Annotated in this window: 25 protein-coding genes, 3 tRNA genes and 1 pseudogene; 14 read left to right on the plus strand and 15 right to left on the minus strand. The window is 35.9% G+C overall.

Going from position 1 to position 23,403, the window contains the following annotated elements:
* Window positions 1–27: 27 nt before the first annotated feature.
* Window positions 28–747 (minus strand): hypothetical protein, encoded by a 720-nt coding sequence (locus ABWU23_RS04940; RefSeq protein WP_265045367.1) that lies wholly within the window; start codon window positions 745–747, stop codon window positions 28–30.
* A 133-nt stretch (window positions 748–880) separates the two neighbouring features.
* On the opposite strand from ABWU23_RS04940, the gene truB reads away from it, so the two are divergent.
* Genes truB through pnp form a run of 3 tightly spaced genes read left to right on the plus strand, consistent with a single transcriptional unit; the run spans window position 881 to window position 4,389 of the window.
* Window positions 881–1,816 (plus strand): tRNA pseudouridine(55) synthase TruB, encoded by a 936-nt coding sequence (gene truB, locus ABWU23_RS04945; protein WP_353271045.1) that lies wholly within the window; start codon window positions 881–883, stop codon window positions 1,814–1,816.
* A 12-nt stretch (window positions 1,817–1,828) separates the two neighbouring features.
* Window positions 1,829–2,101 carry a 30S ribosomal protein S15 gene (rpsO, locus tag ABWU23_RS04950; protein WP_264705878.1) on the plus strand — a complete coding sequence of 91 codons (273 nt, stop codon included), beginning with the start codon at window positions 1,829–1,831 and terminating at the stop codon, window positions 2,099–2,101.
* A 14-nt stretch (window positions 2,102–2,115) separates the two neighbouring features.
* Window positions 2,116–4,389, plus strand: coding sequence for a polyribonucleotide nucleotidyltransferase (gene pnp / locus ABWU23_RS04955; RefSeq protein ID WP_353270883.1), 2,274 nt, complete (start codon window positions 2,116–2,118; stop codon window positions 4,387–4,389).
* A 202-nt stretch (window positions 4,390–4,591) separates the two neighbouring features.
* Here pnp and rpe read toward each other — a convergent pair whose 3' ends face one another.
* Window positions 4,592–5,272, minus strand: a complete 681-nt coding sequence (rpe, locus tag ABWU23_RS04960) for a ribulose-phosphate 3-epimerase (RefSeq protein WP_353270884.1) — start codon at window positions 5,270–5,272, stop codon at window positions 4,592–4,594.
* Between the two features lie 117 nt (window positions 5,273–5,389).
* Window positions 5,390–5,818: a zinc-ribbon domain-containing protein gene (locus ABWU23_RS04965; RefSeq protein WP_264731275.1), complete on the minus strand. Its 429-nt coding sequence runs from the start codon at window positions 5,816–5,818 to the stop codon at window positions 5,390–5,392.
* 73 nt (window positions 5,819–5,891) lie between these two features.
* On the opposite strand from ABWU23_RS04965, the gene dapD reads away from it, so the two are divergent.
* Window positions 5,892–6,722, plus strand: a complete 831-nt coding sequence (dapD, locus tag ABWU23_RS04970; RefSeq protein ID WP_253309923.1) for a 2,3,4,5-tetrahydropyridine-2,6-dicarboxylate N-succinyltransferase — start codon at window positions 5,892–5,894, stop codon at window positions 6,720–6,722.
* A 6-nt stretch (window positions 6,723–6,728) separates the two neighbouring features.
* On the opposite strand, the gene ABWU23_RS04975 is transcribed toward dapD, so the two are convergent.
* Together ABWU23_RS04975 and ABWU23_RS04980 are read right to left on the minus strand one after the other, a co-directional pair.
* Window positions 6,729–7,013 (minus strand): DUF2610 domain-containing protein, encoded by a 285-nt coding sequence (locus tag ABWU23_RS04975; protein ID WP_007549418.1) that lies wholly within the window; start codon window positions 7,011–7,013, stop codon window positions 6,729–6,731.
* Entirely contained in the window at window positions 7,014–7,385 is a 372-nt protein-coding gene (locus tag ABWU23_RS04980) for a hypothetical protein (protein WP_353273101.1), read from the minus strand. It abuts the gene before it with no gap.
* Between the two features lie 101 nt (window positions 7,386–7,486).
* On the opposite strand from ABWU23_RS04980, the gene ABWU23_RS04985 reads away from it, so the two are divergent.
* The gene (locus ABWU23_RS04985; protein ID WP_253309925.1) at window positions 7,487–8,530 is read left to right on the plus strand and encodes a class I SAM-dependent methyltransferase; all 1,044 of its coding nucleotides are present in this window, start codon (window positions 7,487–7,489) and stop codon (window positions 8,528–8,530) included.
* A 260-nt stretch (window positions 8,531–8,790) separates the two neighbouring features.
* Here ABWU23_RS04985 and ABWU23_RS04990 read toward each other — a convergent pair.
* From ABWU23_RS04990 to ABWU23_RS05005, 4 genes are all read right to left on the minus strand, one after another.
* Window positions 8,791–8,877: transfer RNA gene (locus ABWU23_RS04990), tRNA-Ser, on the minus strand.
* A gap of 31 nt (window positions 8,878–8,908) precedes the next feature.
* Complete coding sequence (locus ABWU23_RS04995) at window positions 8,909–9,715, minus strand: DUF2163 domain-containing protein (RefSeq protein ID WP_353270885.1); 807 nt, start codon at window positions 9,713–9,715, stop codon at window positions 8,909–8,911.
* Window positions 9,716–9,888: 173 nt separating this feature from the next.
* Window positions 9,889–10,179, minus strand: a complete 291-nt coding sequence (locus ABWU23_RS05000; RefSeq protein WP_253309591.1) for a GIY-YIG nuclease family protein — start codon at window positions 10,177–10,179, stop codon at window positions 9,889–9,891.
* Window positions 10,180–10,306: 127 nt separating this feature from the next.
* Entirely contained in the window at window positions 10,307–12,319 is a 2,013-nt protein-coding gene (locus ABWU23_RS05005; RefSeq protein ID WP_353270886.1) for a porin, read from the minus strand.
* A gap of 337 nt (window positions 12,320–12,656) precedes the next feature.
* Between ABWU23_RS05005 and ABWU23_RS05010 the strand changes: the two genes are divergently transcribed.
* Window positions 12,657–13,997, plus strand: coding sequence for a lipase family protein (locus tag ABWU23_RS05010; protein ID WP_353270887.1), 1,341 nt, complete (start codon window positions 12,657–12,659; stop codon window positions 13,995–13,997).
* 43 nt (window positions 13,998–14,040) lie between these two features.
* On the opposite strand, the pseudogene ABWU23_RS05015 reads toward ABWU23_RS05010, so the two are convergent.
* The 5 genes and pseudogenes from ABWU23_RS05015 to ABWU23_RS05035 all read right to left on the minus strand — a co-directional run bounded on the left by ABWU23_RS05015 (window position 14,041) and on the right by ABWU23_RS05035 (window position 17,948).
* A pseudogene (locus ABWU23_RS05015) lies at window positions 14,041–14,860 on the minus strand (3'-5' exonuclease).
* A complete protein-coding gene (era, locus tag ABWU23_RS05020) occupies window positions 14,853–15,737 on the minus strand; it encodes a GTPase Era (RefSeq protein ID WP_253309588.1) in 885 nt (294 codons plus the stop codon). Before era ends, ABWU23_RS05015 begins: the two are co-directional and overlap by 8 nt.
* Window positions 15,738–16,096: 359 nt before the next feature.
* On the minus strand, window positions 16,097–17,233 hold the full coding sequence (locus ABWU23_RS05025) for an ankyrin repeat domain-containing protein (RefSeq protein ID WP_353270888.1): 1,137 nt from the start codon (window positions 17,231–17,233) through the stop codon (window positions 16,097–16,099).
* A 177-nt stretch (window positions 17,234–17,410) separates the two neighbouring features.
* Window positions 17,411–17,551, minus strand: coding sequence for a hypothetical protein (locus tag ABWU23_RS05030; protein WP_264736007.1), 141 nt, complete (start codon window positions 17,549–17,551; stop codon window positions 17,411–17,413).
* Between the two features lie 324 nt (window positions 17,552–17,875).
* A tRNA-Gly gene (locus ABWU23_RS05035) sits at window positions 17,876–17,948 on the minus strand.
* Between the two features lie 180 nt (window positions 17,949–18,128).
* Between ABWU23_RS05035 and ABWU23_RS05040 the strand changes: the two genes are divergently transcribed.
* The 8 genes from ABWU23_RS05040 (at window position 18,129) to ABWU23_RS05075 (ending at window position 22,968) form a co-directional block, all read left to right on the plus strand.
* On the plus strand, window positions 18,129–18,749 hold the full coding sequence (locus tag ABWU23_RS05040) for a ribonuclease D (RefSeq protein WP_264687899.1): 621 nt from the start codon (window positions 18,129–18,131) through the stop codon (window positions 18,747–18,749).
* 125 nt (window positions 18,750–18,874) lie between these two features.
* Complete coding sequence (trxA, locus tag ABWU23_RS05045) at window positions 18,875–19,198, plus strand: thioredoxin (protein WP_253309585.1); 324 nt, start codon at window positions 18,875–18,877, stop codon at window positions 19,196–19,198.
* A gap of 42 nt (window positions 19,199–19,240) precedes the next feature.
* Window positions 19,241–19,317, plus strand: a tRNA-Ile gene (locus tag ABWU23_RS05050).
* 78 nt (window positions 19,318–19,395) lie between these two features.
* Window positions 19,396–20,055, plus strand: coding sequence for a CADD family putative folate metabolism protein (locus tag ABWU23_RS05055; protein ID WP_341814325.1), 660 nt, complete (start codon window positions 19,396–19,398; stop codon window positions 20,053–20,055).
* Between the two features lie 31 nt (window positions 20,056–20,086).
* Complete coding sequence (locus ABWU23_RS05060) at window positions 20,087–20,482, plus strand: dihydroneopterin aldolase (protein WP_253309583.1); 396 nt, start codon at window positions 20,087–20,089, stop codon at window positions 20,480–20,482.
* Window positions 20,482–21,762 (plus strand): dihydropteroate synthase, encoded by a 1,281-nt coding sequence (folP, locus tag ABWU23_RS05065; RefSeq protein ID WP_253309582.1) that lies wholly within the window; start codon window positions 20,482–20,484, stop codon window positions 21,760–21,762. Before ABWU23_RS05060 ends, folP begins: the two co-directional genes overlap by 1 nt.
* Window positions 21,759–22,238: a dihydrofolate reductase gene (locus ABWU23_RS05070; RefSeq protein ID WP_264687902.1), complete on the plus strand. Its 480-nt coding sequence runs from the start codon at window positions 21,759–21,761 to the stop codon at window positions 22,236–22,238. The genes folP and ABWU23_RS05070 overlap by 4 nt, the downstream gene beginning before the upstream one ends.
* A gap of 1 nt (window position 22,239) precedes the next feature.
* Window positions 22,240–22,968 (plus strand): putative folate metabolism gamma-glutamate ligase, encoded by a 729-nt coding sequence (locus ABWU23_RS05075; protein ID WP_353270889.1) that lies wholly within the window; start codon window positions 22,240–22,242, stop codon window positions 22,966–22,968.
* A gap of 8 nt (window positions 22,969–22,976) precedes the next feature.
* Here the strand turns inward: ABWU23_RS05075 and ABWU23_RS05080 are convergent, their stop codons facing one another.
* Window positions 22,977–23,108 carry a hypothetical protein gene (locus tag ABWU23_RS05080; protein ID WP_353270890.1) on the minus strand — a complete coding sequence of 44 codons (132 nt, stop codon included), beginning with the start codon at window positions 23,106–23,108 and terminating at the stop codon, window positions 22,977–22,979.
* Window positions 23,109–23,403: the final 295 nt, after the last annotated feature.

The following is a 23,403-nucleotide window of genomic DNA, read 5'->3' on the forward strand; positions in this document are numbered from 1 at the left end:
CCACCTCTACCTCTTCTTTCATTAACTTTAAACTTTTTTAGCGTTTGATATAGCATTTTCTAATGCAACATCTGCTAAGTTAGTTGCTACTTTACCTTTTAAAGCTTCCAAAGCTTCATTACTCACCGCAACTTTTGATGGCTTAGAATCAGTAGTCATACCTAACTCTGCTTTCATGTCAGCAACAGTTGTTTTTTCAGCAACTTTAGTTATTTGCACCTTATATTCAGTAGCATTATTTTCAGGAGCTACGTGTGCAAGCTTAACAACTTTCCCATCTGCTAATAATATGTGAACTGGTTCATTATTTTTTGCTAGTTCTTTGTAATCAGCAATTGGAAGTGTCAGGAATAATTGCTGAACATCGTTATCGCCGTCTTTTTTAACTGTTTCTTCAACAATCGTACCACTCTTTACCACATCTTTGACAAGAGTAGCAAAGTTTGCATCTTTACCATCCTTACCATTTGTACCGTTCACTCCTATTTCTTCATTCTTCTGCATTTGCTGATATGAAGCATAAGCTGCTGCGGCAAAATATACAGCGGCAATAAATAGAACTGCAATTCCAGCAGGGCTAGCAACAAGTGCTAAAGATGCAGGTCCAGCAATTACTTTAGTAGCAATTAATATTGCCGTTATTGCTCCCGCTAAAGATGCAAGTGCAACTAAACCTTCAATACTCATCTTTGTTATATGTGCAGTGTTTTCCCACTTCAATATGCTTTTATTTGTATTTATAGTCATAATAGTCCCCTTAAAAGGATTAAGTATGTGTTAATAGATGCATGTTAGTCAAGCTATTTTTTACATTATTATTTAAAGTATATATTTCAAGCTGCTTCCTAAACTGTCATCAGCTGTATATAATTCACATATGATACACGGCTGGCTGAATCTCGATAAACCAATAGGAATTAGTTCTGCACAAGCTGTAACCCAAGTTAAAAAGATCTTTGGAATTAAGAAAGCTGGTCATCTGGGAACACTTGATCCTTTAGCTTCAGGTGTGTTGCCAATTGCTCTTGGCGAGGCAACAAAAACTGTACCGTATTTATCTTGTGACTTAAAGGCATACGATTTTACAATAAAATGGGGCGAACAAAGAACAACGGATGATTTGGGTGGTGATATCATTAGAACTAGCGATATAAAACCCGAATATAATCAAATAAATTGTGCAATTAAAAATTTTATTGGTGAGATCAAGCAGACTCCTCCTCAATTTTCAGCAATAAAAATTAAAGGAGCAAGGGCGTATAAATTGGCAAGAAGTGGGCAAAAGGTAAATATAAAACACCGACAAGTCAAAATACATGAGCTGAAATTGATATCTGTGGACACCATAAATAATAGTGCAAATTTTTCTATGATGTGCGGTAGTGGTGTATATGTGAGATCAATTGCTCGGGATCTTGGCATTGCATTAAATTGTTTTGGACACATTACGAAATTAAGAAGAACTATGGTAGGTGACTTTAGAGAAAACGAATCAGTGACAATTGAACAGCTCGCTGAAAGAAACACAATAACTTACTCTCCGATAACAAAAGGTGATACTGGAGTAATAGAAGGTACAGGGAGTAATGCAAAAAGTTTCATCATTCCCATTGAATCGGCTTTAAAATCGATGTTCAAAATTGAAATTTCCCCAGAAGATGCGGGGAAAATCAGAAAAGGTCAGGAAGTTGTATTAAATAACTTGCGTAATTTAAAGAATTATGATATTTGTTGTACGATAGTGGGTAGTGTACCTATTGCAATCTGCAGTTTTATTTATGGTTGTATGAAACCTATTCGTGTTTTTAATATTTAAAATGAGGTTTAGATGTCGATAACATCCGAAAAGAAAAAGGGTTTGATAAATATATATGCGATTAAAGAGGATGATACAGGTTCATCTTTTGTACAATGTGCAATTTTGACCGAGAGGATCAGTAACTTAACTGAGCATTTTAAAGTGCACAAGCATGACCATCACTCTAAGCGTGGTTTACTTATATTGATAGGTAGAAGACGCAAGCACTTAAATTATATAAAGCGTAAATTTGGTAATGAAGCCTACCAGGAATTAATAGAGAAGTTAGGCATTAGAAAATAATCGAGGAATTTAGTATGTTTAAAATTATAAAAAAATCTATAGAGTGGGGTGGTCGTACCTTATCTTTAGAAACAGGAAAAATAGCACGCCAAGCTCATGGTTCAGTAGTTGTAAATTACGGTGATACTTCTGTTTTAGTAACTGTTGTACGTAAAAAGAAGGAAGAAAGCGTTGATTTCCTACCTTTAAATGTGCAGTTTATCGCAAAAAGCTATGCCATGGGTAAGATCCCTGGTGGTTTTTTTAAAAGGGAAGGCAAGCCATCTGATAGAGAAACTTTAATCTCAAGAGTAATAGATAGGAGTGTAAGGCCACTCTTTCCAGAAGGATTTCATGATGAAATTAGTGTGATGTGTAATCTATTAACTTATGATACAGTCAATCCTCCTGAAGTGCCAGCATTGATTGGTGCTGTTGCAGCTCTTGCGATTTCTGGTGTTCCTTTTCACTTTACTATAGCTGGAGTGATAGTTGGTTGTGATGAAAATAATAACTATATACTCAACCCTTCTGTTCAAGAGATGAAAGCAAGCAGCTTGGATCTGTTTTTGTCTGGTGATGAAAATTCGATTTTAATGGTTGAGTCAGAAGTGAAAGAGCTCTCTGAAGAAAATGTTTTTAATGCAATAAAATTTGGCCATGAACACCTTAAACCTGTCATTAAGCTCATAAAAGAGTTTGCTGATACAGTTGGCAATAAGCCTGAAAGCTTTGCTCCTGTTGATACATCAGATATAACACAAGAGCTCGAAAAATACGGTAAAGATTTTGAAAAAGCATATTCGCAAACAGTAAAACAAGAGCGAGTTCAAGCTCTAGAAGCGGTCAGAGAGAATATATTGAATACTCTTAAAGAGACTGGAAAAGATGAAAAGTTAATTACGTATGCAGTAAAAAACTTTGAAAGATCTTTAGTACGTGAAATAATTAGGAAGAAAGGTGTAAGGATAGACGGTCGTAAGCATGATGAGATACGTCAGATAGAAGTTGAAGTTGATATTCTGTCCAGAACTCACGGTTCTGCGCTGTTTACAAGAGGCAACACTCAGGCATTGGTTGTTACTGCTCTTGGTACTACTCAAGATGAGCAAATTGTGGATGATATTGAAGGGGATAGACGTGAGCATTTCATGTTGCATTATAACTTTCCCTCATTTGCTGTTGGAGAAACTTCTGCTGCACGTGCACCAGGAAGAAGAGAAATCGGTCATGGCAAACTTGCTTGGAAAGCAATTCATCCTGTTTTACCCGATAAATCTGAATTTCCTTATACAATAAGAGTAGTGTCCGAAATTTTGGAGTCTGATGGTTCTTCTTCTATGGCAACAGTTTGTGGGACTTCTCTTGCTTTAATGGATACGGGTGTGCCAATAAAGGCCCCTGTTGCTGGAGTTGCTATGGGCCTTATTAAAGATAAAGACGAGTATGTGATACTTTCCGATATATTGGGTGATGAAGATTATCTTGGTGATATGGACTTTAAAGTAGCAGGAACTAGTGAAGGGGTTACGGCACTACAAATGGATATGAAAATTTCTGGTATAAGCTTTGAAATTGTTGAAAAATCTTTAGAACAGGCAAAAGCTGGAAGATTACATATTTTAGAAAAAATGAATGCAGTGATTTCAGAACACAGTGATGACGTCAAAGAACATGCACCAAGGATGTTATCATTTTACATAGATAAAGACAAAATTTCTGCAGCTATTGGTGCTAAAGGAAAAAATATACGCAGTGTGTGTGAAAGAAGTAATGCAAAAATTGAAATAGGAGATGATGGTAAAGTTTCTGTTTTTGCCACGAGTGGCACTGAAGCTGAAATTGCAAAGAGTATGATGATTGATTCAATAACAGAACTAGAACAAGGTTCTATAGTTGATGTCAAAGTTGTAAAAATAGAGAAGTCTATTGTAGAGCTTGAATTTCTTAATGGCAGAAAAGGAAAAATGCACATAAGTGAAGTAGCTAATGAACACATAGATTCTATAGAGAGCATACTTAAACAAGATGATACTTTCAAAGCACTAGTAATTGACTTCGAAAAAGGTGGGTGTCCAAAGTTGTCAAGACGTCGAGTTGATCAAGAGACGGGAGAGTTTTTTGAAGGTGAGCTTTACAACGAGGAAAGGAAAGATGGTCCAAATGACAGGGATAATTATTACAATAATTCATTTAATAGAAAACCTGGAGGAAGTTACCATAAGAAGCCTTCTCGTCCTCGTTCTGGTTTCAGCAACAGAAATAAGCCGAAATTTGGTAATAATGATTCATCATCAGGCTTTTATTAAAAGTAAACTTCTTGCGTTACCTCTTGTCATCCAAGTAGCTTGACTACTTGGACCAGAGACTTTTTCAAATTGGTAGATAATAGAAATAATTTGTGTTAACTAGCTAAAGATCTTAGGTTTGCCAACATTCCGCTACGTGTTAGCGGCTGAGATACCGCGAATGAATCGCGGTATGACGTAGGGCTGCACTAGCTATATAGGATTACCACGATGGATTTTTAAGATCATTTACGGCCTTCTTAATATCTTCAGCCTTGAATATCGCCGATCCCGCAACTAAAATATCAGCACCTGCTTTTATTATATCAGTTGCGTTAGAAAAGTTAATTCCACCATCTACTGAAATTTGTGTTTTAAGATTACGCTCCTGTATCATTTTTTTTATAGTAGATATCTTGTTCAACTGTGAATGAATAAATTCCTGCCCTCCAAAGCCAGGGTTGACTGTCATAATCAGCACAATATCTAGCTCATGTATTATGTATTCAAGCACACTTGGGGAAGTTGAAGGAACAATTGAGACTCCAGCTTGAATCGTTTTTTTTGCGTCGTTTACATTTTTGTATGACTTTATCTTTCTTATCAACATCTCAAGGTGTATCTCTGCTTCTGCATGTACAGTGATAATATCAGCACCAGCATTTATAAAGCTTTCAATGTGGTTACCAGGAGATTTGACCATTAAATGCACATCAAAAGGAAGATTGCTATATTTACGTATTGCAGAGACAACGCTAGGACCAATTGTAATATTTGGAACGAAATTCCCATCCATAACGTCTATGTGTATGTAATCTACACCTAAATCGCTAATTTTTCTTACTTCTTCTCCTAATTTTGCAAAGTCTGCTGAAAGTATAGAAGGTGCAATTTTAATACTCATGAGCTGTTTTTTACTAAAAAATAACTTATTTTTAAGACTCTGTCACCCTAATACTATTTGCATCATCTGAGTAGCTATAGGAACTGGATACCGATATCGGCGATGATTTATGCCTATTTAACTAGATCTTAAATTAGATAAAAAAAGGTAGTCTTGATAAAACTTATTTACAACAAGTTTTTTTACATTTGGATTTTCTGTTTGTTCTTTTTTGTACCCTAATTTATAGCTTATTGAATCCTTATATGAACTGATCGTTTTGTATGCTTTGTTCATCTCTCTAGGAAAGATGCCATTAGCAATTACGACGCATAACCCTGTAGCTGTTGCAAAAGCTAGAGTGGTAAATGCTAGATTTTGTAAAAAATTCCTTCCACTAATTTTTTTTTCCTGTATATTAGCAGAGTGCGATTTGTTTGACGCTTCTTCTAGATGTTCATGCCATATATGATTGCAGTTCGTACACTTTACCTTTCTTCCAAATGCACCAATTTGCTCAGAAGATACTAAGTAAGTTTTAGTACAACTATTACATTGTATTTTCATAGCACTTACATATAAAGTGGTAATAAGCTCAAATGATACAGAGCTATAAATTTAATATTAATATATATAACAAATGGAAGGTTTGCAACTAAAAAAAACACAAAGTGAGATAGAAAATATTTGGAAAAATAGAGAAAAATTTAATGACTGTAACCTAAAGGAAACAGCAAGAATAGCAATTAAAGAGGTAATTGAGCTCCTTGATAGTGGCAAAATTAGAGTAGCAGAAAAGCTATCAAGTGGAGAATGGGTAGTACATAAGTGGATAAAGCAGGCAATATTATTACATTTTCTCACTGAAGAAAACAAAATAATAGACAATACCAATTGCTGGTTTGACAAGATCGGTAACAAATTTAGTGAATGGAATGAGGAGAAATTTCGCCAGTTAAAAATTAGAGCAGTTCCTGGGTGTTTTGTCCGCCGATCTGCTTATATAGGTACAAATGTTGTTCTAATGCCAAGTTTTATCAACGTTGGTGCATATGTTGATTCAGGAACAATGATAGATACCTGGTCAACGATTGGTAGCTGTGCGCAAATAGGAAAAAACTGCCATATTTCCGGTGGAGTGGGAATAGGTGGAGTCCTTGAGCCTATTCAAGCTTCACCTGTCATTATAGAAGATAATTGCTTTATTGGAGCACGTAGCGAGGTAGCCGAGGGTGTGGTAGTGAGAGAAGGATCAGTCCTTGGCATGGGTGTGTTTATTGGAGCATCAACAAAGATTATTGATAGAGAAACTAGCGAGGTATTTTATGGCGAAGTGCCACCTTATTCTGTAGTGGTACCAGGGTCTATTCCATCTAAAAATAACATTTCAACCTATTGTGCAGTTATAGTAAAAAAAGTGGATGAAAAGACGAGATCGAAAACCTCTATAAATGAAATATTGAGGGATTAAACTATCTCACTGCTTGTCGTCACTTTTTTTATCATTATTACTAACCACAGTAATGGCATACGCACATAACTCTGAGAAAGAGACTCCATTTTCTTGAGATAGTTTATATAATTTTTGTAGACTTTCTTTTACTTTATTAGGGATATTCCCTCCACGTTCTTTTACAAGCCAGGAATCTTGATGATGAATTGGATGAGCATCACTTTTTGGATTTCCTATATATATTGCAAAAGGTGAACTTTGTCCTTTGAAGTCACATTGTACAGTAAATTTTTTTATAGATTCAGCCATCTAAAGACCTCTACTTTTCTTTTTGGTCGATTTTATAGCAGGTGGAAGAGGTGGTTTCTTTATAAAATCTTGTCTATTGACAACACTTTCTTTACCTTCCAAAGCTCGGCGAACATCAGCTCTGCTTAATTGCGACTCTTTTGCTACCTTCATTCCATGCTTTGCCATAATATTAGCATATGCTAGTACTTTTTTTACCAATTCTAGATCACCATCTAGCATTTGAACTAGCACTTGAAACACTTCCGCTAAAGTTAGTCCATCAGCATTTATAACCTTGTTTTCTATAAAATTGACAGCTTCTTCAAATTTGTATTCAATACTATCATCTTGAGGTATAAGGGCAACATAATCGGTGTTTTTGTCGTCCATAACTGAAGCACTATTACTCACAAACTTAAGTTTATACTATATATATAAATACTCTACTATTTTATATTATGGCACGCTATAGTTAAACATTTATTAATAACATGCTCACTTATATACACGAATTAATTGACAAAAGTCAAGGATCAATATCCATCAGTGATTTCATGAATGCCGTTTTGTACCATGAAAAATACGGCTATTATACGAGTAGATTACCACTTGGTAAGGATGGTGATTTTACTACTGCACCTGAGATCAGCCAATTATTTGGTGAAGTAATTGCAGTTTGGATAATGCATACATGGGAAAAATTAGGAAAGCCATCAAAATTTTCTCTAGTTGAACTTGGGCCAGGCAAAGGAACACTCATTCACGATATAATAAGAGTCACTAAAAAATACAGCAGCTTTTTTAATTCAATGTTGATCCACTTAGTTGAAATAAGCCCTACTTTACGGAAGATACAAAAGGAAAAATTAAAAGGCTTAGGTGTTAATTGGCACAAAGATATTGACAACCTACCAGAACAACCAACCATTTTTTTAGCAAATGAGTTCTTTGACGCTCTTCCGATAGATCAGTTTGTATATCGTGATGAGGGGTGGTATGAAAATAGGGTGACAAAACAAGATGATGGCAGTCTCTTGGTGTCATGCCAGTGCGTGACACTGGAATCCAGAAAAAAAGAATCATGGATTCCAGTGTCAGCTACTTGCATGACAGGGAGTTTCGATGGTGCAGTGGTGGAAATATGTTCAACTGGGGTTGAAATATTAAAAAAACTTGAGAAGAAGATACATAATAATAAAGGAGCTGCTTTGATTATAGATTACGGTTATGTATACCCCGCGTATAAGAGCACTTTGCAATCGATAAAACAACATAAGTATGCTAATTTTCTTGAGAATGTTGGTAATAGTGATATTACTGCACTTGTGAACTTTCAAGCATTAAAAGATTCATTAAAACACGTAGATTGCGAGATTTTAACTCAAAGAGAATTTTTATATCTTTTTGGCATAAAAGAAAGAACCCAGGCTTTAATGAAAAGCGCAAGTGATGAACAAAGGAATAGGATCTTTAGTGAATTCTTAAGGTTGACTGAAAATATGGGCACTCTTTTTAAAGCAATGCTATTGATATAGCTAGCCCAAGAAAGGTTTCCCTACGTCATACCGCGATTCATTCGCGGTATCTCAGCCGCTAACTAGTAGCGGAATGACGAATTTGTTGTTTTTCAAATTGTAGGTAAACCTAAGTCACTTTAGCTATAGCATAGCTAAAGTAATTTATGTTATTGGGTAAGTTAAAAATATGATATAAATGATATAAGAGGGAGCTACTCACTATAGGAATAGAGTTGCGCGCGCGACCGAGGGTTTTATACCATTCTAGAAGTAATATGCGGAAAAGGGGGGATTCGAACCCCCGACATATTTTCATATGTGCACGCTTTCCAAGCGTGTGCTTTAGACCACTCAGCCACCTTTCCATGCATATTCATAATATTGAAAATTGTGCTGCTAAACAATATAAAAACCTGGTATATAGGGTTCACCACGAAAATTTACAGTATTGTTAAACTTGCTTCTGCAAGTTGGAAATGTTTTATCGCAACCTGCGAGTATTGAATATTTATCCCCAGCAGAAATTTGGTATGGAGGCGAAGTAAACAACGTAACTACTTTATTTTTATATTCTTTTACTACACCTTCAAATGCTGTTGAGCCAAAGAATTTTACTACTCCGTGCTTATAATATTCATCACTCTCAGCTAAATTCGTGTCTTCAAATCTTCTTTCGTCTATTACTTTAGTGATTGTACTTATTTTACTAAATTTTTTAGTATCGGCTTTGCATTTATCATCGCAAAATTGTGCTCTGCATGCAGGAGAGTATAATTCTGCTATGCTTCTCTCAAGCTTTGCTGAGAGCCCTCTAATTTCAACAATAAATCTTCCACTACTTAATGTCACTTTACCAAAAGTTCCTGAATGTAGATTCATTGTTCCCTGGGTCAAGTCTTTATAATTCACACGAAATATTTCAATATTTGCAAAGTCGTACTTTCCTGATAAAACATCTTCTTCTTTAATATCACCACTATTTAATATCCCTTCAATTTCTAGATTATCAGTTTTTAAATCGCTGTTTAATATTATACTACTGGCTGTAAATCCACTTGAAGATTTATAGAGTATATTATTAATATTTAAATCTTCATCATAGTCAGTGAATCCCATTACTTCTCCACCTGCAAGCGTTAATTTCCAGCACGTAGCAGTGGTAAGTAATTCTCCAGCTAAATGATTTTTTAGTGTGGTTTGCATAGGGGCCTCCTGTTTAATTGATTGAATTTGAAAGTAGCTATACGGCTAGTAGATAAGCCAGTGTGTTCTTTTCCCGTCATCTGAGTAGCTATAGAGTGTCATCCCAGTAACCATAGGGTGTCATTCCAGTAACCATAGGGTGTCATCCCAGTGCGTGACACTGGGATCTAATTTTACCTGACTATGTTATCATATAAATCTACCCAATTTGGATTTTCTTTTTCGATCAAATCAGTCTTCCATTTTCTTTTCCAACTTTTTAACAGTCTTTCTCTATTAAGAGCTGAATTTATATCTTGAAATTCTTCAAAATGAACTAATTTATGTACATTGTATTTTGATGTAAAGCCAGAAATAACTTTACTCTTATGTTCCCAGATTCGTTTAATCAGATTTGATGTTATACCTGTATATAAAGTTCGATTATTCTTGCTTGCAAGTATGTAAACGTAATAATTTTGTATATAACTTAGATCCCAGTGTCACGCACTGGGATGACAGGAGAGAGGACACTATATGTTTATTTGATTGACAAATAAACACTAACAAATAAGATACACACCACATTAAATTGTGGTGTGTACTAGCTGGTTAGAAAGAAAACTTCACACCAGTAAGAAGGAGAATTCCTTGGTTAGAAGGTGCCTCTTCTGTGGTACTACCTGCTTTTGTAATCTTATGATTTGCGTTTTGTTTCTCGTTAGTCATAAAATAATGGAGAGCTGCGTAAGGAACAAATTTGCTCTTACTGCATGCAGGAGATAGATCATATTGAACGCCAAGTGCGCCATCGTGAAGCATATCTCCATCATTCATTCTGCTACCAAAGTACGTCAAACTTGTGTAGATATTCTCATATTGATAGCCAGCTCCTACAGTCCAATACATGGTGTCCATACTATCTTCACCAAATTGAGCTTTCAGCCCTTCCATTCTTTTGTTAGCATCAGGAAGCAGTTCATATTTTTCAATTTTATTATTAGCATCTTTTGTCAGTATTTCAATACCTTTTGGTTGACCAGATTTGCCCAGATATGCAAAAGAGGCAGCAAATTTTATGCCTTGATCCTCATTAATCTTATAATCAGCGCTTACACCCAAATTAACACCCATAAGGTCATTGTACTCTACAAATTCCTTATAAAGATGCTTATCTTTACTTGGTTTTTTCGCTTGACCATACTCACCAACTGCAGAAGTTTTAACTTTCACCTTATATTTATCAAAGTCATATTCATATGATGCACCAGCACTTATTATGTGCTCATAGTCTGGACCGACATGTTTTATCTCTTCCTTATGTTTTATTTTATCATTATCTGTACTATCCTTGAAAGGAACTGTTTCTTTTACAGTAAACAAGCTACTATCATAACGAGGTGAGTAGCTGATACCAAATCTTGCGCCCATATAATTTGGTGAGTAGTAAGCAACTCTAAATGGCAGTGTAGTCATAACATCTTTGTTGTATTTCCCTGCCATGCGGAAAGAGAATTTTTCACTTTCACTCGAAAAACTTTCAGTGTAAAGACGTGGTGTTACATAAAATGGAAAGCTCGCAGCGCTTCCTTCTAAGTTCACTTTTCTGAACCAGTCACTATCTGCAGCTCCGTCAACAGTTGCAATTCTTGTTGCATCAAGTCTCATCAGAGCCTCAGGACCAAATTGATAACCAAGCTTTAGATCACCATGTTTTGAATTTAAAAATACATGTGCACTCCTGCTCCTTGCAGCGTAAACACCCTGTGAAGCCCCTTTGCCTTCTGTAACTGGGACGTGAAATTGCACGTCAGCACCATAAAGAAGACCTAAATCTTCATTTTTATTTTCTGCTCTGAGGTGTAATATCGCATCAGCAGTCATACCCATATCGTTGCTGTAATCACCAATATTTCCTATTCCACTAGGGAATACGGGATTTGCTCCTTGTATCTTATCCTGAGGGGCAGTATAATACTCTATAGATCTGTTTGGCATAACGTTGTAACGTTTATACTCTTCACCACTTGGCCCTGCTTTGCCATAGCTTTGAGCATCAACAACACCACCAAAAGTTATTCTTAAGCCATCTTTTCCTTGGTTGGTGTCGATAATATCAACTCCACCAACTGAAACAACAGGACTTGCCTTACCTTTTTCCTCTGTATTTTTGTTAACAACTTTTACATCCTTCTTTACATCTTTAGCTTTAATTTTAGCATTCTTAGTTTTAGAAGCCTTAGTTTTTGAAACTTTACCTTTTTCTATATTAGAATTCTTAGCATTTAGAGCTTTCGCTTTTGAATCCTCTATAAGCTTTGCTTTTTTCTCATTTGCTAGCCTGATCTCCTCTTTTTTCTTCTGCTCGGCTGCTAATCTTAGCTCCTCTTTTTTCTTAAGCTCTTCAGCTTTTTTTCTTGGATCAGCATTACATATTCTGTCCATCTTTTCTTTCAGTTTTTTATTTGATGTTTTCATAACTTCTGTTTTTCCAGAAGTTTTTGTGCTCTCTTGCTTTTTTATTTCCTTCATACTCTCATCAGGAAAGTCAGCTGCAAAACTGCTGAAAGAACATAAAGTTAATAAAGAAACTAGAGCAGTTCTAGTATAAATAGATTTTTTCATGAAGTGCCCCCAAAAAATTTCGAAATCATTGTCTTAAATGTAAATATATAAAAATGTTGAAAATTCAACTTAAAGCAATCTTATAGCGAAAACAAAAGTAAAGTGCAACACCTTAAAAACAACTTTTTTAATATGCCTAACGTTTATATTAACCAAAATTTAGCACAAAGGTTAATATTTTTTGCTTGCTAGTGCATTATAACTCTACTATTTATTCTATGGAAGTAAAATTTTTTTATTCTAGCAATAGAAAGATTATAGAAAATACTATTGACAATAATATCAATCCACATTATAGTTAAATAAATTGTTTAGCTGATAGTAGATTGAGGTAGTTATGGATTTTAGTTTTTTACGCAATTGGTTTAGCACCACAGGTACTAGTGCAAGTAGTATAGATTTACAATTAGGTGATGTTGAACAATCAAGCTCCATCTTAGCAGATAACGGCAAATATAAGGTGGATGATGAGTTTGAGATCATTGAAGATTATGAATTTATAAATCCTGCTGACCCAAATGAACCACATTCTTTACCTTCTGCTTACCAGATAGATGAAAGTATCGCAGAAATTGCAGGGTTTGATAAAGAGAAATTATTGGAAATGAGTAATTTCTGTAAAATAAGCTATGGTGATAGTGACGATAAGTTAGATGAAAAAAAACATCATATATTAACTTGTAAAAATGTAAGTGAGGAAGATTTTATAGCTATTGAAGCAGATGGGAGAATGCACAAAGAAACTAATCCTTCTGAGAATATTATTTTTGAATTTAAAAAAATGTATAAAACTAGAGCTGAACTTTTTAGCGAAGGTTATAAAATCATTCCATTTGGTAATAGTTTCGAAGAAGATGCTGGGTATGTTTTCATAAAAGGTGAAGAAATAACAATAGCTTACCACGGTACTCGTGGCTTAAATGATGCAATCACTGATCTAAATGCATCTTTTACTACTTCAGAACTTTTACCTGACGGTGGAAGAATTCATCGTGGTTTTTATAATTCATTTACAGATTCATGGCCTAATCTTTATGGCATTTTGAAATCTCATGCTGAAAAACAAGGATCAGAAATCAAAGATTTTAAAATCAATCTCACAGGTCACAGTATGGGAGGAGCTATTGCTAAGATAGCTGCTTTATGCCTCAACAAAACAGAAGGCGCTGAAGATGTTCATGTTGCAACTTTTGCTGATCCAAGGGTTTTTGACCTGACTGCCAGTGAAATTTATAATGACGCTCTTCAGGAAAAAACCATAAGGGTCACTCACCATCAGCGAGATCCAGTGCCAGCATTGTGCCCTGGTTCGTTTGGTTATGCTCATGTAGGTGCACAATTAAGAGTATCGACACCAGAAAGATATTCTAGTCTAGTAAGTTATTTGCATGGAATAGATGGTTATCATGAGGCCGTTTATAGGATGGATGAAAGTGATTTTCGATCAAATAATAACGTATCTCTCTTTTACTATCCTGTTAGGATATTAAATCGAATTAACTCTGCAGTTTTAGGTAATGCTCAATATTACGCTGCCAATGCAGTAAATTATATTTTTGGTGGGTCAAATTTTTTCGAAGAAGTAAAAAATAAAAATTCTTCTCAGATTGAACAAGCAGAAGTTGTGCAAAGCAAGATAGCATATGAGAATTACTTGTCTACTGCAAGGAGTTTATAACTATTACTATGGAGCAATTATTAGATTGCTCCATAACATCTATTCATTTAAATTCAATATAAAAATTTCCACCACAACCATTCCTCTTTAAATTTTTTTAGATGTTCTTTTTTTTCGCACTCTAAAAGCAGCTCTTCCACGCTTTTGTTGTAGCTTTCAGTAGTAATCCTTCCCTGATGATGCATGAACCTCAAGTAAATCAAATAAGTGTTAATCACATCTGTTTCACAATAATCTCGAATCTCTTGTATCTTGCCGCTATCATATAAGCCCATAACTTGTGACCCATCAACTCCAATCTTGCCAGGAAGGTTAAATGCTGCACAAACTTCGTTCATTTTTACTCTTGCAGAGGCTCCAAAATCAGAGAGGGTTTCAAGTAAGTCACAATGCCAATCACTACTATATCTCTGATTGTAACTATTCCACTTATCACCAGCTTTATGAAAGTATTCTGCTTGAATGCCATGGACCATAGCACGATACTTCAGTACTGGTATATCAAAAGTGCGTCCGTTGAACGAAACTAATCTTGGCTTTTTCTCTGATATGTAGTTAAAAAATCCTTTCACTAGCTCCTTTTCACTGGAATTTAGTGTGCCTCCAGATCTTATTTCTTGCAGTGTGAACACCTCATAACCGCTCTGGTGGCTTATATTGCAAAGTAAAAAACTGATAACTACAATTTGGTGGAAGGGCTGACGCAGAAAAGAGTTTTGCCCGTTTGTTATTTCCAGGTGGTATTTTGTTAATGCATCCCTTTTCTCTTCTACACTACTATCATCACTAATATTGAGTAAATTTTTGCAGGAATTTACATCTGGTATAGTTTCAATATCAAATACTAACAAAGAATTAAGCATTGCCTATATACTCCTCAGGACGGTCGATCCAAGGTCGCACTTTTACGAACAAAAAGAGGTGAACCTTGCACTCAAATAATTTTTCTAGTTCAGCACGTGCTTCGATATTAATTTTTTTAATATTACTGCCATCTTTCCCTAGCACTATTTTTTTATGACTATCTTTCAACACGAATATGATCTGTTTGATGACTAAACTCTTATCTTTTTTTTCCTCAAATTGTTCAGTTATAACAGCTGTAGAGTATGGCAATTCTTCACGCAAGTTCAAGAATAATTTTTCTCTCGTAATTTCTGCTGATAAAAAATTTGTCGAGGAATCGGTTATTTGATCTTCTTCATAAAACCAAGGGCTCACCGGTGCAACTTCAGACAAGTAATTCATCAAATCAGAAAGTCCATCATTCTTTAATGCTGATATCGTAAAAACTTTTTCAAATTTATAAAGCAAATTCAGATGCTCATGCGCCATCTTGAGTTCTGGCCTTTTTACCAAATCAGTTTTATTGATAACCAAAATGCATCTGCCTTTTGTGCGCTGCAGCCGCGTAAATATAGTCTTAATTCTTTCTATATTTTTCAAATAATTGCTTACATCAACAAGTAACAAAGTGATGTCATCACCCTTGATTGCTGACCATGCAGATTTGACTAAAGCTTTTTCAAGTTTTGTTTCTGCTGAGAAAATTCCTGGGGAGTCAGTAAAGACAATTTGTGTGTTGTTGCATGTTGCAATACCCCTTATTTGCGTCCTTGTTGTTTGCACTTTGGGTGTAACAATTGCAATTTTCTTGCCTATGATGCTGTTAATTAATGTAGACTTCCCAGCATTTGGTAAGCCAGCTATGGTTACAAATAAGCACTTTTGTTCTTTCACAAAGGAAATTATAAAGAAAACTGGATGCCAGTGTCAAGCACTGGAATGACAAGTTCTCGGCAACCCCTACGTCATACCGTCACGGTATCTCTAGATCCCGCTAACACGTAGCGGAATGACAGCAATCCTACGTCATACCGCCGCGAACCGTCATACTGTCACGGTATCTCATCCGCTAACAAGCAGCGGGATGACAGCAATTCTACGTCATACCGCCGTGGTATCTCTTAGCCGCTAACACGTAGCGGGATGACGAATTACTTAACCGTCATACCGCGATTCATTCGCGGTATCCCAGCATAGATTCCGCTAACAAGTAGCGGAATGACGGTAAACCTAGATTACTTTAGCTATAATTATTAAGCTGCACCTGCTGGATTTGGTGATTGACTATTAAGAAACTCTGCCCTAGCTTCAGTAAACTCAGTTGAGGGTCTTGAAAAGAACATAATTTTTATTGCACAGCACGCACTACATAATGCAACAGCAGCCATACCTACTGCAAGAGTAGAACACCAAACTTTACCTATGTACGCGTCTGCAACCCCAGAAATCAAGGCAATACTACCTGCTGTAGTTAATAGCGTAGCACACCCAATCCAGAATGCTTTCTCATAATTAATAGCACCAAACATTTCTCCAGCATCACTGCTAGCACCAGCAACACAGTCCACTGGTTTTTTGCCATCTTTATCCTTCAAACCTGGATCAGCCCCTTTTTTTAGAAGTAATTTCGCAATTTCAACGCTACCGCCGAAAAAATGTCCACTGCACAAATAGTGCAGTGATGCCTTACCTTGATTATCTTGCATATTAAGATGAGCGCCTTTACCCAAAAGTAATTCCACAGCTTTATGACGAGCAATGCCACAACAACTATAAATAGCATAATGAAGTGGTGATTTACCTTCTTGATCTCTTTTATTAGGGTCAGCACCACGCTCCAGGAGTAATTCTATGATTTCATTATAACATTTATTACAGGCCTTGTGTAACGCAGTACAACCTTGTTTGTCCTGCGTGTCACAATTAGCACCATTTTCCAAGAATAGCTTTATAATTTCAATGTTCCCTCCTTCTTTTATAGCAAGTATCAGTGCTGGATAGGCATATATATTATCATTAATATAATCACCAAATTTTCCATCTTTACTGCTCTTGAACTTGGAAAAAAGTTTTTTCAGAAATGCTGTATTTCCCTCTGAGATAGCCTCATATAGATAAAACTTTAAATCTTCAGGAGAATTAATTTCATCTAAATTTTCATCAGTCAGTTTTGTAACTTCTTCCGTATCTTTTCCAGTGAGAAGGTCATATGCAGCACCTAATTCTTTAAATTTCTCCTCGTTGTATTTTTGCACATCCTCACTTGCACTTGAATGTTTATCAGGATGATATTCAAGAGCTAATTTTCTATATGCTTTTCTAATTTCGTATTCACTTGGATTATCACTTGGACTAAAGCCTAATATTTTTAAAGCTTTCTTTCTATTCACAATAAACCTCCTACTGGAATATCTTAAGCTAAGTATAACCCAAAATTTCAAAAAGCAAAGCTTTTTATGTTAAACTGCATCCACTGCGCAATCCCATAACTGTACAAACATTGTAATTTATCTCCATCTAGGAAAGGGTGTCATCCCAGCGCCCCTATGATGTCATCCCAGCGGCCCCTATGATGTCATTCCAGTGCCCAGACACTGGGATCTAGTTTTCCATAAATGGTGCATTTTAACATAACTTTTATACTTGATAAAATTCCTGGATTCCAGCATCAAGTGCTGGAATGACACCTCTCTTTGAGCTATAAACATTAAGAAATTTATCAAATGAAAAAAAAGGCAAAAGAAGCCCCGAGTAGCGAGTTTTGACTCTATATTACTGTAAGTGGCGCTGTAATAATGTGCTAACGCTTAAAATAAGCGCGATTTGGCTGAATGTAGAAAAAATAAAAAAGACATGCAGCCGCTATAATTTTATGTAATCCGCCAATAAATACCCTAAGTTTTTTACTGAATTTTGTCATTGAGCCTGCAGGTCAAAAACAAGTTTTGAGTCATAAATACCATTATTGTCATAATAAGGGCGCTGGCGAAATATGTCAAGGGATTTTTGACGAAATGATTTTGAAAGTAAAGAGCGGGAGAAGGGGTTCGAACCCTCGACCTCAACCTTGGCAAGGTTGCGCTCTACCAACTGAGCTACTCCCGCAATTAAATTAACCTAAATTTACTTAATTATAGGCATATACAGCGATTTGTAAACCCCGTGTACACGAAAAATGTGAGAGCCCATAAATTTGCGTGGTTCCTTCTATGATCTTTTCGTATACTTAAGGCTCATTTTTGATTATCATAGGTTTTCAATTGTGCCAAAAAATGTATTAATTTTATGGGAATATTTTTATATAAAGACGACTTGCCAGCTAGTTCAATACCAGATGATATAAGTTCTATAGCTGTTGATACCGAGGCAATGGGGCTACTTCATAGCAGAGATAGATTATGCCTTGTGCAGCTCTCTTTTAATGATGGCAACGTTCACTTAGTTCAACTCAAGAACGATTACACAGCGCCAAATTTGAGAAAAATATTAGAGGATAAAAATATAACTAAAATATTTCACTTCGCGCGATTTGATGTAAGCATAATACGTTATTACTTGGAAATTTGGGCACTTCCGTGCTATTGCACAAAAATAGCTTCACGTTTAGTTCGCACTTACACAGATAATCATAGCTTAAAAGAATTGTGCTTAGAACTACTTGATACCAAATTAAATAAGCAGCAGCAATCTTCTGATTGGGGAAATGAAAATTTGACAGACAAACAAAAAAATTATGCTGCATCTGATGTTTTGTATCTCCATAAGATAAAGGAAAAGCTAGATTTAATGTTGGAACGTGAAAATAGAAAAGAATTGGCCCAAAAGTGCTTTGAATTTCTTCCTACTCGCATTGAGTTAGACTTAATGGGTTGGGAAAACGTGGATATCTTTAATCATCAGATATAACCATTTGTGAGAAGTTTTTTGTTTGTGCAAGACACTTTAGGGCAATTTTTCAGAAGAATTTAGTTGATTAACTGTTGATTGATGCGCTATATTTTACAAGCAATCGTTCTAAGTTTAGGTATTTTATGAGTGATGACATTATATCAGTAAATGATCAAAATTTCAAATCTGAAGTCACTGACTATAAAGGGTTTGTTCTGATAGACTTTTGGGCAGAATGGTGTGGGCCATGTAAAAGTCTAATGCCGCGTATTGAACAGTTGGCTAAAGACAGAAAAGGCAAGATTAAGATCTGCAAGTTCGACATAGATGAAGGGACTGAAGTGCCAAGTAAGTATGGAGTGCAATCTATACCCACTTTAATCATATTTCAAGATGGTAAGGAAATTGCACGCAAAATTGGTGCAACAAATGATTTGCTAAGTTGGGTTGATAGTGAAATAAGCTAATAGACAAATTTGCTTTTGTGTGTATTATAAATATTGATAAAAGGGATTGTAGCTCAGTCGGTTAGAGCAGTTCGCTCATAACGAATTGGTCGTAGGTTCGAGTCCTACCAATCCCACCATTGTGTTGATCTTAGCATGATCGTAACAATGAGAAAACTATAGTATATGAATTATATGTTGATATAATAGAGGAAATAATGGAATTTACTAAATCTTTGAATAATAAGTTAGATGAGTTGCACTTACTAAATCATCCATTCTACCAATCATGGAATACAGGAAGCTTAAGCTTGCAAGCTTTACAAACCTATGCTAAAGAATATTATCACCACGTTGCTGCGTTTCCTCGTTATATCAGTGGTATACATTTTTTGTGCCCAGATCTAAAAATGCGACAGGTTTTGCTTGGTAATTTGATAGAAGAAGAACAAGGTGATGAAAATCACCCAGAGTTATGGAAACGTTTTGCTGAAGGGCTTGGTGTAACACGGTCTGATCTCCATAAGGATGCACAGATTAAAGAGACACAGGAGTTAGTTGATGGTTACTTTGATATTGTACGATCAGACTTTGCTTCCGGTTTGGGTGCACTTTATGCTTATGAACGTCAAACTCCAGAGGTTTCTAAGTCTAAAATTGAAGGTTTAAAAAAACACTATTCAATAAGTGATGAGCGTTCTCTTCAATTTTTTACGGTTCATATGCATGCTGATGAATGGCATTCTGAGGAATGTGCAAATCTTATTGTAGACTTAAGCGAAGAAGAGCAAGAGAAAGCCATGCAAGGCGCTAAAAAAGGAGCAAAACTCTTGTGGGGTTTTCTTGACGGGATGATGAACGCTAGTGTGTGTCATTAATTGTAAGTAGATTAAACTCAGTGATATTAAAATGCAATGTAATCTTCTTATATCTGACCTGCGGCTTTGGGTTCATTTAGGATGTAGTGCAGAAGAGAAGTTTCATTCTCAATTAGTTAGTGTTAATATTGATTTTACCTTTAAATCCCCCCCTTTAGGACTTACAACTGACCGGCTTGAGGATACTATATGCTACTTGGAGGTAGTTCAGAGTATTCAATCTCTCGTTCAAAGCAAGCAATTCAATTTAATCGAGCACTTAACCCATGATATATACAGAGCCATTAATAATCTTTTGGTGCAAAAAAAACATATTATTTCTTCCATAAGAGTGACTACTCACAAAGTTGCACCACCCGTTCCCGGTGTGCATGGAGGTGTTCTCTTTACTTATTGTAATACATTACAAGAACAGGAAGATAACTAATGATCTATATTTCTATTGGCTCAAATATAGGAAATCGCTTTTCCCATTTACAAAGGGCTGCTCAGTTACTAAAGGAACGCTATTTTAAAGATTTAAAGTCTTCGATCATTCTAGAAACTAAGGCCATTTTACCAAACGGTGCTCCACCTGAGTGGGATAAGCCATTTCTCAACATGATTGTCTATGGAAGTTGTTCTTCTTCTCCCGAAGAGCTATTAAAAGGTCTAAAACAAATTGAGTGTGACATTGGCCGTTCGCAGGTCTATGAAAAGTGGGCACCTCGCGTTATTGATTTGGATATTTTGTTATGGGATGATCTAACGCTCGATACACCCTACCTTAGAATTCCTCACCCAGAATTGATAAACAGACCATTTTTGCTTCACTTGATGGCAATGCTGAGCCCCATGGCAGTAGTTAACAAAACGTTTGGTACTGTTAACCCTAACATTAAGGATTGCTTTTTAAGGAGTTTTACGCTTTCACCAGAGCTTGTAGGTATTGTCAATATTACTCCTGATTCATTTTCAGATGGTGGTCTTTATTATGATTCAGATCAAGCAACCAAGCAGGCACTGCGGCTGTTATCAGATGGTGCAAGCATAGTTGAACTTGGTGCTCAATCAACAAGACCTGGATCTTTAATGCAGATCCCAGAGGAAGAGTATGCACGTCTAAAGCCAGTACTTGATAATCTTAGCGATTATATGAAAGCTGGCGATATTAAAGTCAGCATTGATAGTTTCTGGCCAGATGTTATTTTGAACGTTTTGGAGCACTACAACATTGCCTGGGTAAACGATCAGAAGGGAGATCTAGATGATAATACCTTAAAAGCAATTGCTAGCAGTGGATGTGGCATCGTTATTATGCACTCACTTTCCATACCACCACATAGAGACAACATTATCCCAAGTGACATTGATCCAATTGATAACATAAATAATTGGGCAGAAAGGAACATTAATAGATTACTAGCTCTAGGTTTTGATCAAAGCTCGATCATTATTGATCCTGGTATTGGTTTTGGCAAATCTATGTACCAGAATATCCAGATTTTACGCAGTATAGAAACGTTACAAAATTTTGGCTGCAAAGTTCTGGTTGGCCATTCTAGAAAGTCATTTATTTCTTCTTTTTCTACAGAACCTGTCTTTAACCGAGATTTAGAAACAATTGCTTTATCATCTGCATTGCACAACAAGGTTGATTTCCTTCGAGTGCATAATGTGCGTGATCACATGCGATTTTTTGCAGCTCAAGCTGCTTTACAGGGATGATAGTTATCGGAATTATGGCTGTTGATCCCAAGGGGGTAATTGGAATAAATAATGGATTGCCCTGGCATTATCCAAGTGAGTTAGATCATTTTCGTCAGGTGACTGACAAACAAGTTATTGTTATGGGAAGAAAAACATTTGAAATAGTACCCCAAAACATATTGAAGGATCGTATCCCTGTTGTTTTTTCTCGTAACAAGTTAAGTTCTTGTTTTAATAGAGGTATAAAGTGCACTATTATTTCTTCTATGCAAGAGTTTTTGTCAATCCAAAGTAGTTCTAAAGTCTTTATGATTGGTGGAGCACAAATAGCGCACCTTTTTTTGGAGTATGATCTAATCTCAGAGTTTATCATAACAGAAATTCACAGACTTTATAAAGGTGATGTATATTTCAACTTAACACTTCTTGATGGATGGTATAAAACCGCTCTTGCTCAAACAAAAGATTATACTATATGCAGGCTAACACGTTAATATGCATGTTGAAGCAATTTACACCCATCGTATTGAATGCGGCGAGTTATTAGAAGCAGTTCTTGATCGCTATGTTTCAAATTTGTTAAAAGAGGAAGTTGTTCTTGCTATCACATCAAAAATCATTTCCATTTGTCAAAAACAAGTGGTTTGCAAAACTGCTTGTTCTAAAGAAGAGCTAATCAAAAGGGAAGCTGATGCAGTTGTTGATGTGGCTCACAGTATCTGTTTAACGATTAAAGATAATATCTTAATTCCATCCGCTGGTATTGATGAATCAAATGGTAATGAGGTATATATTCTATATCCAAAAGATGTTCAGAAAACAGCTCTGTCAATATGGAATTATCTCAAGACAAAACACTGCATAAAACATCTTGGTATTTTGATTACAGATAGTAATGTAACACCTATGCGTCGTGGGATTACGGGCGTTGCTCTTGGTTGGTGTGGATTTGAACCACTTTATTCCTATATAGGCAAGCCAGATCTTTATAATCAATCACTGCAAGTAACACAAGTCAATCTTCTTGATGCACTGGCAACATCTGCTGTTTTAGTTATGGGAGAAGGGGCAGAGCAAACACCAATGGAAATAATTAGTGGTGCACCAAAGGTTCACTTTCTTACTCGTCCGCCAACTACAAAAGAAGAAAAAAGTGTTAAGATATCTATGAAAAAAGATCTTTACTCTCCTCTCCTCATGGGAGCCTGCTGGTTAAAGAGTTAAAGAGAAACTTAAAAATCTGCTATTAGACTTCTTGCATAACCATATAACGAACTTTTATTGGGAATAGAAACGAAAAAACTTACTTGACACCCTTCGCCAGCCCCCTTATTATGATAGTGAAGGTATTCAGTTATCTTCATCTGTGCAGATTAAACAGCAAGAAAACAACGTAGTTGGTGTCTTATTTTTAATTTTTTGCACTATGTGCACCTTATGTCTTCACAACATTTCTGGGTTTTTACCTATATAAGCTGAAACGCGCTTATAAGTCGTTTAAGACAGTATAGTACGCCAATTTGCAGGATTAGAGAGTGACAACTAGCTAACACGGGGTTTCTTTTGCCTTTTTTTCTGCTTAGTAAATTTCTTAAACATTTAAACAAAGGTGAGTTGCATTTAAAAGCAGCTAAATTGCAGTGTTTAAGACTTAAAAAA

Origin of the sequence: Wolbachia endosymbiont (group A) of Hedychridium roseum (assembly GCF_964028325.1) — a bacterium.
GTDB lineage: Bacteria > Pseudomonadota > Alphaproteobacteria > Rickettsiales > Anaplasmataceae > Wolbachia.

Coding starts and splice junctions, on each gene's coding strand:
- ABWU23_RS04985 (WP_253309925.1), top strand. CDS start 7,487: ATGCTCACTTATATACACGAATTAATTGACAAAAGTCAAGGATCAATA.
- ABWU23_RS04980 (WP_353273101.1), bottom strand. CDS start 7,385: ATGGACGACAAAAACACCGATTATGTTGCCCTTATACCTCAAGATGAT.
- pnp (WP_353270883.1), top strand. CDS start 2,116: ATGTTTAAAATTATAAAAAAATCTATAGAGTGGGGTGGTCGTACCTTA.
- folP (WP_253309582.1), top strand. CDS start 20,482: ATGATCTATATTTCTATTGGCTCAAATATAGGAAATCGCTTTTCCCAT.
- ABWU23_RS05060 (WP_253309583.1), top strand. CDS start 20,087: ATGCAATGTAATCTTCTTATATCTGACCTGCGGCTTTGGGTTCATTTA.
- ABWU23_RS04940 (WP_265045367.1), bottom strand. CDS start 747: ATGACTATAAATACAAATAAAAGCATATTGAAGTGGGAAAACACTGCA.
- dapD (WP_253309923.1), top strand. CDS start 5,892: ATGGAAGGTTTGCAACTAAAAAAAACACAAAGTGAGATAGAAAATATT.
- ABWU23_RS05040 (WP_264687899.1), top strand. CDS start 18,129: ATGGGAATATTTTTATATAAAGACGACTTGCCAGCTAGTTCAATACCA.
- ABWU23_RS04975 (WP_007549418.1), bottom strand. CDS start 7,013: ATGGCTGAATCTATAAAAAAATTTACTGTACAATGTGACTTCAAAGGA.
- ABWU23_RS05070 (WP_264687902.1), top strand. CDS start 21,759: ATGATAGTTATCGGAATTATGGCTGTTGATCCCAAGGGGGTAATTGGA.
- ABWU23_RS04995 (WP_353270885.1), bottom strand. CDS start 9,715: ATGCAAACCACACTAAAAAATCATTTAGCTGGAGAATTACTTACCACT.
- rpsO (WP_264705878.1), top strand. CDS start 1,829: ATGTCGATAACATCCGAAAAGAAAAAGGGTTTGATAAATATATATGCG.
- ABWU23_RS04965 (WP_264731275.1), bottom strand. CDS start 5,818: ATGAAAATACAATGTAATAGTTGTACTAAAACTTACTTAGTATCTTCT.
- ABWU23_RS05010 (WP_353270887.1), top strand. CDS start 12,657: ATGGATTTTAGTTTTTTACGCAATTGGTTTAGCACCACAGGTACTAGT.
- rpe (WP_353270884.1), bottom strand. CDS start 5,272: ATGAGTATTAAAATTGCACCTTCTATACTTTCAGCAGACTTTGCAAAA.
- trxA (WP_253309585.1), top strand. CDS start 18,875: ATGAGTGATGACATTATATCAGTAAATGATCAAAATTTCAAATCTGAA.
- ABWU23_RS05075 (WP_353270889.1), top strand. CDS start 22,240: ATGCATGTTGAAGCAATTTACACCCATCGTATTGAATGCGGCGAGTTA.
- ABWU23_RS05005 (WP_353270886.1), bottom strand. CDS start 12,319: ATGAAAAAATCTATTTATACTAGAACTGCTCTAGTTTCTTTATTAACT.
- ABWU23_RS05030 (WP_264736007.1), bottom strand. CDS start 17,551: ATGTTTATAGCTCAAAGAGAGGTGTCATTCCAGCACTTGATGCTGGAA.
- ABWU23_RS05080 (WP_353270890.1), bottom strand. CDS start 23,108: ATGAAGATAACTGAATACCTTCACTATCATAATAAGGGGGCTGGCGAA.
- ABWU23_RS05055 (WP_341814325.1), top strand. CDS start 19,396: ATGGAATTTACTAAATCTTTGAATAATAAGTTAGATGAGTTGCACTTA.